Consider the following 16,184-nt stretch of genomic DNA (forward strand, 5'->3'; position numbering starts at 1 on the left):
TTAGTCTCAAAATCTGGACTAGCTGTGATACGTAAATTACTACCACTAATATTAACCGCACCATTGTCTGTAGCACCTGTGCCACTTACTAAAGTATAAGTGAAGGTATTGCCTACATCCAAATCACTTGTGCTAAAGGCACCAATGGTAGCATTAGCTGCAACGTTTTCGTTAATAGTGCTCGGACTTAATAAAATATTTGTTGGAGCAGCATTTGCCACTAGAGGATCCGACCCGCGATCAACTTCTGTTTTATTATCAAAACCATCATTATCGCAATCCGTAGTTTCCCATGTTGCAGTTGGAGGAAGTGTTTGATTAATCAATACAAAAGAACATAAGTCTGTTGGACTAGTCCCATCTATAATTTCCTGAGCATCAGTTACACCATCCCCATCGCTATCTAAATCTAATCTATCAGGTGTACCATCGAGGTCAGTATCTATATCTAAACAGGTGCTAAAATCTGACAAACCAGAAATTCCTAATGAGAAATTGCAATATAATTCAGATTCACGACCAGTAAAGGAGATTTGAGTAATATTACCTGCAAAAGAAATTGTACCTGTACCCTCATTACCTACCAAAACCTGAGTTGTTGTACCTACCGGAGCACCAGCAAAGTTTCCGTTAGATTTCAATATTTTTCCTGGCAATGATAAATCTAAAGTCTTATTTAAAGAGTTTATAAAGAAGCGTGGATTGTTAACTGGTTTATCAAAAACAAATTTATGTTCTCCTAATGTTAAACTTCTAAATGTACTTAGGCTAGCATTTCCAGAAGGCAGAGGAGCCCAATCTGAAGTACCTCCAAAAGGATCGTCATTTTGAAGCAAAATAGAATTACTAGAGTTCGTTACTGTCACATTAATCGTCTCACCTGGAACGTTGATAACTCCACTCAAAACACCGTTTGCAAAAGAATTCCATTGTACAAAATAAAAAGGACTTGGATTTAGAGATTCACTTACTCCTGTACTGGCAGAACAATCTTGCTCTAAACCGTCTATTATCCCGTCACCATCGTCATCTGGATCATTAACATCAGTTATACCGTCTCCATCTGAGTCTAATGTAGAAACAGTAGCAGCAGTAAGAGTATTGGATGGCGCACCTGAGCCAATTGCATTGACTGCTCTTAGTTTAACTGGGTAGTTAGTTCCACTTACTAATCCTGTTATAGTTACAGGAGAACTTGTTACTGTTGGTGAAAAAGCTGTCCAAGTGGTTCCTCCATCTGTGGTATATTCATAATTAGTGATTGGAGATCCTCCATCAGAAGTAGGGGCAGTAAAATTCACAGTTAAACTGGTTTCAGTCGGACTAATTGAAGTAATGGTTGGTGCTGATGGAGTTGTATTTGAAGCCGCTCCATAACCAGTTCCAGTAGTAATATTATCTACTTCAAAACCGCCTTCACCGCTTCTCTGAGTAAATTCCAAACGAGTAAAACTAATACTAGGATTATCTAACTGTAAGTTAATGTAGGCAAATGGCGTACCCCTTATATAGTCTACAGAATTGTAAACATTTCCATCTATTGCAGTTATTGTTGGATTACTAAGTAAGGAAGTTACTGCACTAGTTGTGAATTGGGCTAATTGAATCTCGTTCCCACCACAAGTTCCAAATATAGTAACTTGATTTTCTGCGTCGCCTCCTGCCCACCAGAAACCTAAATATTTGGAAGGTTCGGTTAGAGTAACATTTACAACATTACCAGAAAAAACCCCTAGATACCTTGACGAGGTTGTAGAATTAGGCAATGGCGCTCCATAAATTGCGTCTGTTTTATGACTAGTTCTTAATGCTGTGCCTGTTTTAACAAAATTTCCAATAGCATAGGCACCACTTGCAGGAACAACTTCGTCAGCAAATGAATTAAAATTTTCTGTTTTAGTACCAACTTGACCTTGAATAGCAGAGGTGCTAACATTTGGTGGTGATAATTTAAATAATACGTTTGGCGAACAATTAGGTGCTTGAGAAAATGCTACCGTAGTACTGTTAGTCGCATTATTACCATTAATTTTAAAATTAATAGTTGCCGTACCTGTATTAGATGAGCTTGTTAACAAAACAGTGTAAGTACCATTATTATTATCAACTACCTGACCTAAACTACCTTGAGATGTAGTTACCACAACGACACCACCACTTGTAGTAAGATTATTTCCACTGGCATCTTTTAGTTGTATAGTTATAGTAGATGTGCTATTACCATCTGCAGTAATAGACGTAGGATTTGCTGATATTGTAGAATTAGCAGTGCTGGCCACCACTGGAACAGAACCGCAAATTTCTAGATTAGGTGTATTGCTACAATCAAAAGTATTGATGTTGGTATCTGTACTAGATCCATCACCCATGCTACCTGCCACTTTATGTCCAACATAACAGAATTGCGAACTTCCTTCTTTAATATAAACTAATGTATGCCCACCAAGTTCAGCAAAAATTGCCTTGTCTGTACCTGAAACAAATCCTCCTGGCAAACCTGGGTCATAATCAGCACCTTCGGTTTGTCTACCAAGCATTAAACCATCATTTTCACCCCAAGTGTATAAGTCGCCAGTGAAAGTAATTGCTGAAATGCCTGGGAAAGAAGCATCATGTTCTTGAACACTAATAGTATTAACATTATTAAAATTTGTAGAACTATTGATCTTCGAATTCACCCAAGTTCTCCTTTCTGAGGTTGTGAAATCACCACATTGACGTTTAGAATTATCCCCTAAGGCATAAAGACTTCCATTACTACTTAATATATAATAGGTGTTTTTGAGTGTTGAACTCGTCTTGAAACCTCCTGTTACACCAATCATTTTAGGAACATTTGAAGACGTAAATTCAACAGGGAGTGTCATTAATGTAGCATAGCTAGCGCTTGTAGACGCAGTATTATTACCCAAGTAAACACTAGATCCCCAAGTATACAAATCACCACTTGAAGTTAAAGCCGCAAAAGCATTCAAAGAAACACTGCTTACCTGGCCCCTAATAGCGATAACATTTGTTAGATCAGTTGTAGAAGATGTTTTCACTTTTTTCCATGATGAACTACCAGAAGTTGAGACTGAACCTCCATTACCTTCCAATGCAAGTGATGCCTGTGTTAGCATCCAAACATTACCAGAATTAGTCAAAATAGCCAAGGTTTGATTTGAAGCTTGAATCATACTTACATCTGACGGGCTAACTCCCGTAGGTAATTTCGTTGAGGCATCTCCATTAGTTGGGGTTTGAATTTTCTGAAATGCGGCACTTGTAGTTAATGCATTAGATAACACTTTTCCTTCAGTACCCCAAGCAAATAATCCATCAGTCGTCAACGCTATAGCCTGCTCTCTCCCAGTTCCACCTTCACCACCGATACTTACTTTTAAAACTGTTCCCGTCAATGCAGAGTAATTAGATGAGATAAGATCAATTGGAGATAAAATATCGCCAGTCCCTGATGAACTAAGGTCTTGACCCCAAACTGAAAAGATACCACTCTGTTTTAGGGCAATAGATTGATGATAACCACTAACAATCTTATCATATTTCTGATTAGGATCACACTGAGCATTTACTACTAGACTTTTAATAAAAAATCCTATAAATAAAATGAAGACTAGTTTTAATTTTCTAAAAAACATTGTTTTGTGTTAAATTGGTTAAATAAAAATTCTTAAAAAGCTTACAGAAATTAAAATATTTTCAAAAGGCAAATTTTGGGAATTAAAAACCCTTAAATTGGTTTTCCGCCGCCAAATCAGTCCTGTTTTTTAAAAAATAGGACCAATTAGATTTATTTGATTAAAACAATTTGGCCAACTATTCGACTAAGGCGATAACCCAAATTGGTTATTTCAAAATGTTCGCAGTTTAATAAACCTGGTTTTTATTGTCGCTTCGAATTGAGAGGATTTTTTTCAAATTGGGGAATAAAAAGCAATCTTATGATTGGATTGATCAATTCTATTCATGAGACAGTTGTTTTAATCTTAAATAAACCCATCTCATACGTCTAGCTTAGCCCAATAACTATTTCATTTATTCATGAAATTCCTATAAAAATTTTTATAAGGTCAATCCCTTGGCATCCTACTGATTCCAGATGTTTTGTAGATCTGCATTATTATTCTTTCGTTAATGGAATTAGAGGAGAAAAATCAAGAAATAATTTAAATTGGAGATTGAATTTTTAAATAGATTAAACAATAGTATAATCACTGATTAAATTTTCAGGAGATTAAATAAAATCCAAATAAATAACTGAAATTTGGATATAAATGGTATTGTTTTAGAAATTAATTTATCACAATTATAATTTGTTAAAATTTAACAAATTTAAAATAATGGGATAAAATCAATGTATCGCATGCTCAATTTCTATGAATTTAGGCACCAAATATATCGCATTATTTTACCTATAATTTTGAAATAATACCAGCTTAAAAAAATGAACCAATTATTAGAAAAAAAGTGTTGACATTAATAAGTTGTAATACTTAATTTAAAAATTAACATGCTTTTTTACTCGTCTTTATTAACAATTATACTCTCAATTATACTTTTTGCTTTCAATTGGAAAGTAAATAAGAATGTTGGCTATTTGGCTTTATTTTTTACAGCCTTTGCATGTTATGGATTAACACATCATTTTACTTTATATGCTCAATCAACTTTTTGGCTAGCTATTTTTTACAACCATTTTGCGCCTCTATACCTTTTACCTGGACCGCTCCTGTATTTCTATACAAAAGCATCGCTGACAGACAAAAAAGCTTTCAATCATTGGACAGACTTCTTGCATTTTATTCCGGCTTTTATCAATCTGGTAGCCATTGCTCCCTATTTAATTGTGCCTTTCAGTGAAAAAGAAAAAATTGCTTCACTAATTATTCAAAACCTCGAATTAATCGTCAACATTAAAGTAAATTGGATTTATCCGCCTATTGTTGGTTATATGGCAAGGCCAATTCTTTTATTAGTCTATGGCTCAGTAATTTTTATTCAATTGCTAAAATTTAATCCTAAAAAGGAAATTCTAGACCACATTCCTCAACAACAGTATATTTTTATAAAAAAATGGATTTTGTGGCTAAGTATCGTAGCCTGCACAACAGCTGCGGGTTTTATAGTGCTCACATTAAACTTATTGCAACAAGGTATAAGCAAAGTACTCCTCAGCGCTATGCCTATACACTTCGGAGTTGGAATTATCTTTTTTATGTTACCTCTAACCTTGTTTCTTTTTCCACAAATATTGTATGGAATGCCCATTTCGATTGATAAGGTAAATCTTCAAATAAACTCATCTGGAAAAACAAGAAAAAGGAAGGACATAGTAAAAGATGTAGATCCATTCCTATTACTTTCGACTGAGATCTTTGACTATTTAGAAAGAGAAAAACCTTTTGTAGATCCTGATTTTTCAATGAGCCACATTGCAGTGATTTTTAATGTACCACAGCACCATGTTGCTTACTGCTTTAATCATTTATTAAAAAAGAAATTTAGTACCGTCAGAACCGAATTTAAGGTAAACCACGCTAAAGAACTCTTAGATAAAGGCCTTACCGAAACGCTTTCTATTGATGGTATAGGAATAAAAGCTGGATTTGTTACTAGATCTAATTTTTATTCTTCATTTAAAGCCATTACAGGAGTAACTCCATCAGAATACCTAGAAAATAAATAAGAAGCGTAAGACCGCGCCTGTCAATTGAACGAAACAGAAATAACAGAAAGGAAAAAAATAAATGCAGAACTATGCATTTCTATTATTTAAAAAATGAGTGTGTTAAATATTTCATACTTACTCTACACTTCTTTTTTTTATTAACAAATCGTTTTGTTTCCCTTGCCTAGCTTAACAGTAAAATCTATTTTTAAATGTATTTAAGAGAATTTAAAACCGATTTAACGGTGCTGATTTTTATAAATTTAAAACATTTTGGATTTTCGAATTATTGTCACCTTTATTAATCCAAACTCTTTAGTTTAGTTTCTCATCAAGATTTGTTAGGCAGCAGCATCTTTTTGAGGATGTATAAACTCTACCATTTATTCTCTGAGGAGAGGATTCATTCAATATGACAAATTATCAATTTGTCTTAAACTCAAACAGTCCCGAGTCGGAAGTGTTCCCCTTCGAATCATACGTGATTACTTTCCAATAATAGGTCGTGTTGGCATTCACAGATACATCTGCCAAGCTTGTGCTTGTATGCTGAGTTTTAATCAATGTTACATTATTAGAACTTGTGCCTAAATAAACATCATAGTTTACAAGATCATTATCTGCATCTGAACCTTTCCATTGGAAGGAGATTTTTCCTGCATTGGGAATCACTGATTGGCCCATCGTCGGACTAACTATTTCTGCTGGGTATGGCGGGAAGCTTGACGCGCCCAAGCCAGGATTATAAAACTTCCAAATTGTACTTTTAGCTGTCGCAGCAGTTTTACTTGATTTAGAAGTAACAAACCAAGAATAAGGAGTATTACGATTCAAGGTTATTTCTGCACTCGTAGATGTGGCGCTTTGCGTTTGTTCAGCTTTTGTAAGTAGATTGGTAATTGTTACTTCAAAACTTTCCGTATTGGCTGCAGCAGTCCAAACCAATTTAATCTTACTCTCTGTATCTGATAAGACCACCCCAGTGACACATGCCTCATTATTCAATGGAGCACTTAATATCGCTGCTGATGGTTCTGGAATAGGGGCCTGCTTTTTACCACCACATGCACTAATAACTGTTAAAACGATTAGTATAAATACTATTCTTCTCATTGCTTAATTACTTTAAATGTTTGCTTTCCAATAACTATAAAGTAATAGTCATTGTCCAATTTGCTCAAATCAAGGGTCACCAAATTGTTTATTACCAAGTGTTTCCCTTCATAAACCGATAAACCATATCGATCAACCACCCTCACTAAAAGCTCTTTATTCTCCTGATTTTGAATCTTTAAGTTAAGCGAGCTATTGAAAGGATTGGGATAAGCTTGTATCTTTTCATCCACATATATTTCTTCTGTATATAAACCTTGGCATATTTGCGATGAGTTCACCGTAATTTTATTTAGACCCGCTTTTAATCCCAAGCTCATTTTTGAGGTATAACTCGTATATTTTTCTCCATTTATAGTAATATAATAGGCATCACCACCCGACATCAATAAATCAATGGTATTATTTGTGGGATTAACTTTCGAATACACCGACAGATCCAATGGCTCAGTAATGGTTAAATCAAAACATTGTTTATATTCTGTTTGACCCGCTACCGTTAAGCATAAAGTATAATTACCTGATGCTAAGCCTGTTAAATCGGCATTCGTGTTAAAATTAACCGTTTTTACAACCTGACCAGACTTGCTTAAAGTAGCTGTATAATTCAAGTTCTGAACCGCTGAAATAGCAATTTTGCCATTATCACTCGCGCGGCAGGTCTCACCTTGAATGTTTATTTGATAGTTATTAGCGGGTAATACTAAGACCGACTTAATAACCATGGCCGAAGAGAGAGTTTCGCAGCCCGCTGCATTGCTTACTTTAACGGTATAGCTGCCACCGGTGGTAGCCGTGTAGCTGCTGGCTGTGGCAGCGTTAATTTCTACTCCGTTTCTAATCCACTGGTAATTGAGGCTACTTCCTGTATTGGCACTTAATACCACATTCCCTGTTTGGGTGATTGTGGTTGGTCCACCTGCAGTAATCGTAGCTGCCGGGTAGTTATTAACTGTAAGCGTAGTAGCGGCACTGGTGGCCGAACATCCGTTGGAATTGGTCACCCTTACCGTATAGCTACCGCTAGTACTTGCTTCTATACTTTGGGTAGTGGCACCTGTTGACCATAGATAACTACTACCTGAACTAGCTGTTAGAGTTACCTTGTCGCCTAAACAAAAACTAGTCGGTCCACCAGCAGTAATCGTAGCTATAGGCAAAGAATTCACCCTTACCATAGTGGCGGTGGAAGTGACACTACAACCATTGGCATTGCTTACCCTTACCGAGTAATTGCCAGATGTGCTTACCTCAATGCTTCTTGTGGTTGCTCCAGTGCTCCATAAATAACTGCTGCCTTCGCTCGAAGTTAGAGTTACCTTGTCGCCCTGGCAAAACGTAGTTGCACCCGAAGCCGTAATTGTGGAGCTAGGTAAAGAGTTTACCGTTACTGTTGTGGCGGTGCTGGTGGCTGAACATCCGTTAGCATTGCTTACCCTTACCGTGTAATTGCCGGCTGTGCTTACCTCAATACTTCTTGTAGTAGCTCCGGTACTCCATAAATAACTGCTGCCTTCGCTCGAGGTTAGGATTACTTTGTCGCCTATACATAATGCTGTTGAACCAGAAGCTGTAATCGTGGCCGTAGGTAAAGGATTCACCGTTACCGTGGTGGCTGTGCTAGTGGCCGAACAACCGTTTGCATTGGTAACACTTACCGTATAGTTACCAGCTGAATTTACCTCTATACTTTGAGTAGTGGCGCCTGTTGACCAGAGATAACTACTTCCTGCACTTGCCGATAGGGTTACCTTGTCGCCTAAACAAAAACTAGTAGGACCACCGGCAGTAATCGTAGCCGTAGGTAAAGGATTCACCGTTACCGTGGTGGCTGTGCTAGTGGCAATACAACCATTTGCACTGGTAACACTTACCGTATAGTTACCAGCTGAATTTACTTCTATACTTTGAGTAGTGGCACCTGTTGACCAGAGATAACTACTTCCTGCACTTGCCGTTAGGGTCACCTTGTCGCCTAAACAAAAACTAATAGGACCACCGGCAGTAATCGTAGCCGCAGGTAAAGGATTCACCGTTACCGTGGTGGCTGTGCTAGTGGCCGAACAACCGTTGGCATTGGTAACACTTACCGTATAGTCACCAGCTGTATTTACTTCTATACTTTGAGTAGTGGCACCTGTTGACCACAGATAACTACTACCTGCATTTGCCGTTAGGGTTACCTTGTCGCCTAAACAAAAACTAGTAGGACCACCGGCAGTAATCGTAGCCGTAGGTAAAGAAAAAGTAACCATTACAATCAAGCGAGACTTACTTTCTAAACCATTTATTGTCTGAGAAGCATAATACGTTTTATTAATAACTAAAGGTATTGAAGGGGCAAGTGGTAAACCTCCAGATGCAACATCATACCATTTGATGGAAGTGCCAGTAGCTTGCAGAGAAGAGATAGTAGCTAGTGGTGAACATATCGGTTGCGACGCTTCTCCGGTAGGTGTAGGAGTAGTGTAAATTAAATTGAAATCAATATCAAGTGGTTGAGGATTAATACGTTCAAAGCCATTTCCTAATTGACCATAAGTGTTAAGTCCCCAATTCCATAGACTTCCATCACTTTTAGTAGCTACTGTATGACCAACACCTAAACTAACCATTTGCCAATCCGAGTCTGTACCAATTCTGGTAGGCTCCCAATTGTCATTGTATGTTCCATCTCCTAATTGTCCGAGATGGTTAAATCCCCAAGCCCATAAGCTACCATCCTTTTTAATAGCTGCTAAATGACTATATCCTCCACTAATCATTTGCCAATCGGTGTCTGTACCAATTTTGATAGGAGCATTACTGCCATCGCTCTTTTCGCTACCTTTATATATTCCCCAAGCCCATAAACTTCCATCATTTTTAATAGCTAATGTATGATCAAGGCCAGCACTAACCATTTGCCAATCCTTATCTGTACCGATTTTGAAAGGAACATTCTTGTTAATATATGTCCCATCTCCTAATTGTCCGGAAGTGTTAAGTCCCCAAGCCCATAAACTCCCATCATTTTTAATAGCTATTGTAAAAGAAGCCCCTAAACTAACAATTTGCCAATCCGAGTCTATACCAATTCTGATAGGGATATAACTGTAATTGAATGTTCCATCTCCTAATTGTCCTACATCATTGGCTCCCCAAGCCCATAAACTCCCATCATTTTTAATAGCTACCGTATGAGTAGTTCCTGTACTAACCGATCGCCAATCCGTGTCTGTCCCAATTCTTGCAGGAGAACTCCTGTTATTGTTTGTCCCAATTCCTAATTGTCCGAGATTGTTAAGTCCCCAAGACCATAAACTGCCATTATTTTTAATAGCTAACGTATGAGTAGACCCTGCACTAAGCATTTTCCAATCCGTATCTGTACCAATATTAGCAGGGGTAGTTTTGTTGACTAAAGTCCCATCTCCTAATTGACCGGAAGTGTTAAGTCCCCAAGCCCATAAACTCCCATCATTTTTAATAGCTACTGTATGATTATAACCTCCAACAGATATTCGCCAGTCATTATTGTCAACCTTCAAGGGCAATCCTTTATTAGAAGAACTATTATTGCCCAATTGACCATCTACATTATAGCCCCATGTCCAGAGATCACCATTGTTTTTCATGGTTAAAGTATGATAGAAACCACCATCGACAAGCGCCCAGTTATTGGCAGTCCCAATCCGGGTAGGAATGGTTTCATCGACAGTCGTCCCATTACCTAATTGGCCATCGTTATTATCGCCCCAGGCCCATAAACTCCCGTTATTTTTAATTGCTAATGTATGAGCATAGCCTGAACTTATCGATTGCCAATCTGTATCTGCACCAATTCTGGCAGGTGTATTTCTGATACTAAATCCCCCATCTCCTAATTGTCCGGAAACGTTAAATCCCCAAGACCATAAACTCCCATCATTTTTAATAGCTAAGGTATGTGCTACGCCAGCCTTAATCACTTTCCAGTCCGTTCCCGTACCAATTTGAGTAGGAATATTTTTATTAGTTAATGTAGCATCACCTAATTCGCCTTCTAGATTATAGCCCCAGGCCCATAAGCTCCCGTCATTTTTAATAGCTACCGTATAATTCCCTCCAACAGAAATTAATTTCCAATCAGTCGCATTTCCAATACGAGTAGGAATACTCTTATTGACAAATGTTCCATCTCCTAATTGTCCGAAATTATTAAGTCCCCAGGCCCATAAACTCCCATCATTTTTAATAGCTAAGGTATGATTATACCCTCCACCAACCATTTTCCAATCTGTAGCATTACCAATACGTTTAGGGCTTTTAGAATTGGCAGCACTCCCATCTCCCAATTGTCCGTAACCATTGGCTCCCCAAGTCCATAAACTACCATCAGATTTAATGGCCACACTGTGCAAATAACCAGCTGCAATAGTTTTCCAATCATTCGCATTCCCAATCCGTGCAGGAGTAGTACGTGGACTTGTAGTCCCATCTCCTAATTGGCCATAGCGATTATAACCCCATGACCAAAGTGATCCATCTTGGTGAATGGAGAGGTTGTGATAATAACCGGAAGCAATTGTCTGGGCGAAACTTGATGATAGGCTGGAAAACAAAAAGGCAATGACAATAAAATATTTTAATTTCACGACTTGATTTTTTAAAATCCTACAAATAATAATTTGTGGATAAACATTTTTAACATAGATAGAATAAATTAAAGATACAAGAACAGTACATGATAAACAAATCGGCATGCTAATAAAACTAAGCCTTGTTGTTCTATTAGCTCATTTCATCATTGAATGTATGGGTAAAAAGAAGGTTTTTTTTAGCCCCCTTTTGTACAGTTTAGCCTCAAGAAGAGGGATTTTAATGAGCATGGAGACACTTGTCATTGAATAATATTAGAAAGCGCTGCGCTAAATACTACCGTGAGTGGGACAGTGAGATATTCAGATTACTATTAAAATCATTAAGCTAATAGTTGATCAAAAAATCTTGTCCCGAAAAAATATTCGGGACAAGATTTTTATAACACTCACTTTTTAATCATTGGTAAAATAATCCTTGAAGGATATTTTGAGCTATGATGAACTTTATTTTTGGCGATAACACCTTTGCTTTCATCAAAATTATTTCCTCCAGTATTTAGGTTTCTTTCAAAACGCGGGAAATTACTACTTGAAATTTCTATTCTAATCTGATGCCCTTTAGGAAAAAAATTACTGGTTGAAAGAGCAGAAAGTTTCACTTCATACACTTTATCCTTCTCCATAAAAACCTCTTTTTCATAACCTTCTCTGTATCTTACTCGCTGTATCGTTTCATCAAGATTATAAGCTTTCCCATCTGGATAAACATCAATCAATTTTAAAGTAAAATCGGTGTCTTTCGCATCAGATGAAATATAAAGCACAGATTCAATAAATCCGCTGATTTCAACATCTTCTGTTAAAACAGGAGTGGAATACACCAATATATCTTCTCTTAATTCCATGGTTTGTTGGTCAAAAGAACCGCCTTGAATGGCATTTCCTATACAACAAACATTTCCTCCAAATGAAGGAACAGGATTCAATGGATCATAAACAAACTCATCAGCTTGATCCGTTTTTGGCGGCGACAAAACCAGGCTGCCATTTCCATTTTTTGTATTTGCTTTACCAGCACTACTTAAATAGTAAGTAGTAGCTTTTGCATCCATTGGGGGCCAAGTTTCACTCTGTTGCCATTTATTAGAGCCCATAGTATAATATTGAACTCTAGGCATCTTGCTTTTTATTCCATTTTCTTCAGATTTTAACCAGTAATCAAACCAGCTATAAGTCAAGGCATCATAATCAAGTCTGGCATCTCCCACACTTCTTTCGCCAACAATGGTATTTTCTGTAGCTCTCTTGAAAGAACAATGCAAAGTAGGTGCGATAACGAGATATTGATTATCTGCTGCTTTCGGAAACTTTGATTTATCTCTCAAAAGATTAAATAAAGCGATGTTAGGTGTTGATGCTACATCATACCAAGAAACAAACCAATAAGATGGTTTATTAAAAGGCATATTGTCATGAAAAAGACCACCTTGATACCACTTTGGATCATTAGGTTTTCTGCGAATCATATCCTCATAAATGCCTATTGGTCCATCTACATTCTTAATAATATCTTGAACTGGCAGGTGTTTAAGGGCAAGTCCCCAATCTACTTTAGGGCTTTCTGGAGCTAAATCAAAATTTCTTGAAACTCTAATTAATTCTTCTTGTGTGATATCTGCAGGAAACATTGGCCTAACACGATCATTTTGAACGCCATAAAGCCACGAGGTAAATAGCATTTGCTGAGCACCGCCTCTAAACCAGTTCCCTTGTTCGTACAAATTGCCGATTCTTCCTACCCCTGCTCCAAAACCTTGGGGAATAAGTGCAAAATGCGCTGGATGATCAAGAGATGCCACCGCCATTTGCCATTCTGCAGTGGAGGAACAACCGATGGTACCTATTTTTTTATTAGACCATTCTTGAGATGAAATCCATGTAAACGCATCATAGCCATCTGTAGTGGGGGTACCTAAGATATCCCACACGCCTTCTGAAAAAAAGCGTCCTCTTTCATTCTGTACTATATAAACATATCCCTTTTTTACCGCATCATAAGCTGCCTCGTATTGCCTAATCATTTCCTTCCCATCAATCCACTGATTGAAATTATAAGGAGTTTTTGAAAGTATAACCGGATATTTACCTGCATTTTTAGGTCTGTAAATATCTGTTGCCAGCCTGATACCATCCCTCATAGGCATCATAACTTTCTGATCTACAATGGCAATTTCCTTTAATTTTTCTAAAGTGATTGTCCCTGTTTGCCCAAATAAAGCCAAGGGCAATAAAAAAAGAATTAATAAATGTTTTTTCATGTTTTCGGTTTTGTATGTTGTGAAAAATTGGTCCGTTTTTTTTGTAAAGAGTTTCTTTTTTTAAATGTAAGATTTTTTCGAATAAAATAGTTGTTTACATCATTACCACTGTCCGTTAGAGTTTAGCGTAGCGGTCTCTACGGATTATTCAATGTCAGGAGTCTCCAGACTCCTCTTACATTCCATAAATTTCATCCAAATACGCCCCAAAATGCAAAAAGCCCCTAAAATTACGCTTAAGGGATTATTTAAAAATTTAAAATGCAAATGCTGGGAATATTTTACATAATTTTTTAAAGCAAAAAACCCCCAGAACTTTACGTTTATGGGCTTTATTGCGGACCGGACGGGAACGAACCCGTCCCCAACACAGTTGGGGATGACAGGGCGCCATTCTAACCTGATGAATCGAATAATGTGAACTCACATAGTTTATTCAAACTAGACTGAATCAATTGTTCTATCTGTATATGACTATATTTTTTCAAATGCTTTTCCCTTATTAATGCCTCCCTTTTACTTTCAAAACATTGCACATAAACCAGCTGCCAGGGCATCTTATTTCTAGTGTATGTAGATTCACCTTTATTATGCCTTTTCAGGCGAATTATTGGGTCTTCCGTAAAACCTTTATAATAACTCTGATCTATTAAAGACTTAATGATATAAACATAAAATGCCATTTTCAGATATTTAAAAATTTAAAATGCAAATACAGGGAATATTTTACATAATTTTTAAAAGCAAAAAACCCCCAGAACTTTACGTTTGGGGGCTTTATTGCGGACCGGACGGGACTCGAACCCGCGACCTCCGCCGTGACAGGGCGGCATTCTAACCAACTGAACTACCGGTCCGTTTGACTAGATTTATCTCCCCGAAGGGTTAATACTGTTTTCACAGTAAAGATAACATTTATTTCTGGTGATCCCGCTGGGATTCGAACCCAGGACCACTACATTAAAAGTGTAATGCTCTACCAGCTGAGCTACGGAATCATCCTCTTTTGATAAACATTTAACCGTTTTTCTTAAAAGTGAGGCAAATATACGGGAATAACCTATATAGTGCAAATAATAAAAATCTTAATTTTCATTATCTCCGTAACACTCTCTTTTTCAATTAATAACATTCTAAAAAAGTCGAAAAAAAAGCTCAAAAAATTAAGCAATTGAACCCTCTTTCATCTTTTCAGCGTTCTCCGCCAGCTGTAATTGATCAATAATCTCTTGAACATCTCCATTCATCACATTCGGAAGATTATAAATTGTTAAGCCAATTCTATGTTCCGTAACTCTTCCCTGAGGATAATTATAGGTACGAATCTTAGCCGAACGATCGCCAGTAGCAACCATCGTCTTACGCTTCTTAGAAGTCTCCTCCAGCATCTTAGCATGCTCCAACTCGTAAACTCTACTCCTCAATACCGCAAATGCCTTATCAAAATTCTTTAATTGTGATTTCTGATCCTGACATTGTGCCACAATTCCAGTTGGTAAGTGCGTTAAACGTACCGCTGAGTAGGTCGTATTTACCGACTGACCACCAGGTCCAGATGAACAAAATAAGTCCTTACGCACATCATTCATGCTGATCTGAACATCAAACTCATCCGCCTCAGGCAATACAACTACCGAAGCAGCTGATGTATGTACCCTACCGGCAGTCTCCGTATCTGGTACACGTTGTACACGATGCACTCCCGACTCATACTTCAACTGCCCATAAGCATCCTCACCATTCACATTAAATACAACTTCTTTATAACCACCGGCAGTCCCTTCTGTAACATCAACAACCTCCATACGCCAGCCCTTACGCTCGCAAAAACGGGTGTACATGCGGTATAAATCGCCAGCAAAAAGTGCCGCCTCATCTCCTCCAGTACCGCCTCGGATCTCCACAATGGCATTCTTCCCATCTTCTGGGTCTTGTGGTATCAACATCACACGAATCTTCTCTTCCAACTGCTCCTGCTGCGGAATAAGTTCATCAAGCTCCATCTTCGCCATCTCACGCAACTCATCATCCTTCTCATTAGCAAGCAATTCCTTATTTGCCTCAATATTGCTGATTACATTGCTGTATATCTTATACTCATCAACAATCTTGGTGAGGTCTTTATATTCCTTATTTAACTGGGCAAAACGCTTCATGTCGCTCATCGTTGCCGGATTGCTTAACTCGCGCTCCACTTCTTGCCAGCGTTCTTTAATATATTCTAGTTTCTGTAACATAAATTTGATTGAAATAGCCTCTTTTAAAGCTTATAACTATGGCTTTTTTTTGGGCATACAAAAATACGGCTTTTTTGGATAATAATGGAAGATTATACGTAATCAGGTATGAGTATCAATTAGAAGGCTCTAATTAGTTGGTAGTTGATAGTTGTCAGTTGTCAGGCTGGGTGGAGAATATTTGAGCTTGAATAGTACTTGGGTCTCATATCTCAGTTGTCCGTTGTCAGTTGTCAGTTATCAGGCTGGGTGGAGAGGGGTTTGATATTAAATAATCGACTTC

7 protein-coding genes and 2 tRNA genes are annotated in these 16,184 nt (G+C 37.6%); 1 reads left to right on the forward strand and 8 read right to left on the reverse strand.

Annotated elements, in window-relative coordinates:
• Positions 1 to 3,641, reverse strand: a 3,641-nt coding sequence (locus QZ136_RS07290; RefSeq protein ID WP_291401955.1) for an invasin domain 3-containing protein, incomplete at its 3' end; no start/stop codon positions are given.
• 872 nt (positions 3,642 to 4,513) lie between these two features.
• On the opposite strand from QZ136_RS07290, the gene QZ136_RS07295 reads away from it, so the two are divergent.
• Positions 4,514 to 5,689 (forward strand): helix-turn-helix domain-containing protein, encoded by a 1,176-nt coding sequence (locus tag QZ136_RS07295; protein WP_291401957.1) that lies wholly within the window; start codon positions 4,514 to 4,516, stop codon positions 5,687 to 5,689.
• A gap of 405 nt (positions 5,690 to 6,094) precedes the next feature.
• Here the strand turns inward: QZ136_RS07295 and QZ136_RS07300 are convergent, their stop codons facing one another.
• The 7 genes from QZ136_RS07300 to prfA all read right to left on the reverse strand — a co-directional run bounded on the left by QZ136_RS07300 (position 6,095) and on the right by prfA (position 15,901).
• On the reverse strand, positions 6,095 to 6,784 hold the full coding sequence (locus QZ136_RS07300) for a hypothetical protein (RefSeq protein WP_291401959.1): 690 nt from the start codon (positions 6,782 to 6,784) through the stop codon (positions 6,095 to 6,097).
• Positions 6,781 to 11,400, reverse strand: coding sequence for a T9SS type A sorting domain-containing protein (locus tag QZ136_RS07305; protein WP_291401961.1), 4,620 nt, complete (start codon positions 11,398 to 11,400; stop codon positions 6,781 to 6,783). Before QZ136_RS07305 ends, QZ136_RS07300 begins: the two co-directional genes overlap by 4 nt.
• Positions 11,401 to 11,792: 392 nt before the next feature.
• Complete coding sequence (locus QZ136_RS07310; protein ID WP_291401964.1) at positions 11,793 to 13,664, reverse strand: CocE/NonD family hydrolase; 1,872 nt, start codon at positions 13,662 to 13,664, stop codon at positions 11,793 to 11,795.
• A 395-nt stretch (positions 13,665 to 14,059) separates the two neighbouring features.
• Positions 14,060 to 14,347, reverse strand: coding sequence for a GIY-YIG nuclease family protein (locus tag QZ136_RS13450; RefSeq protein WP_363245000.1), 288 nt, complete (start codon positions 14,345 to 14,347; stop codon positions 14,060 to 14,062).
• A gap of 100 nt (positions 14,348 to 14,447) precedes the next feature.
• A tRNA-Asp gene (locus QZ136_RS07315) sits at positions 14,448 to 14,521 on the reverse strand.
• A gap of 65 nt (positions 14,522 to 14,586) precedes the next feature.
• Positions 14,587 to 14,662 (reverse strand) — tRNA-Lys (locus QZ136_RS07320).
• Between the two features lie 165 nt (positions 14,663 to 14,827).
• Entirely contained in the window at positions 14,828 to 15,901 is a 1,074-nt protein-coding gene (gene prfA / locus QZ136_RS07325; protein ID WP_291401966.1) for a peptide chain release factor 1, read from the reverse strand.
• Between the last annotated feature and the right edge of the window lie 283 nt (positions 15,902 to 16,184).

Source organism: Daejeonella sp. (genome assembly GCF_017495225.1).
In the GTDB taxonomy this organism is placed as follows: domain Bacteria; phylum Bacteroidota; class Bacteroidia; order Sphingobacteriales; family Sphingobacteriaceae; genus Daejeonella.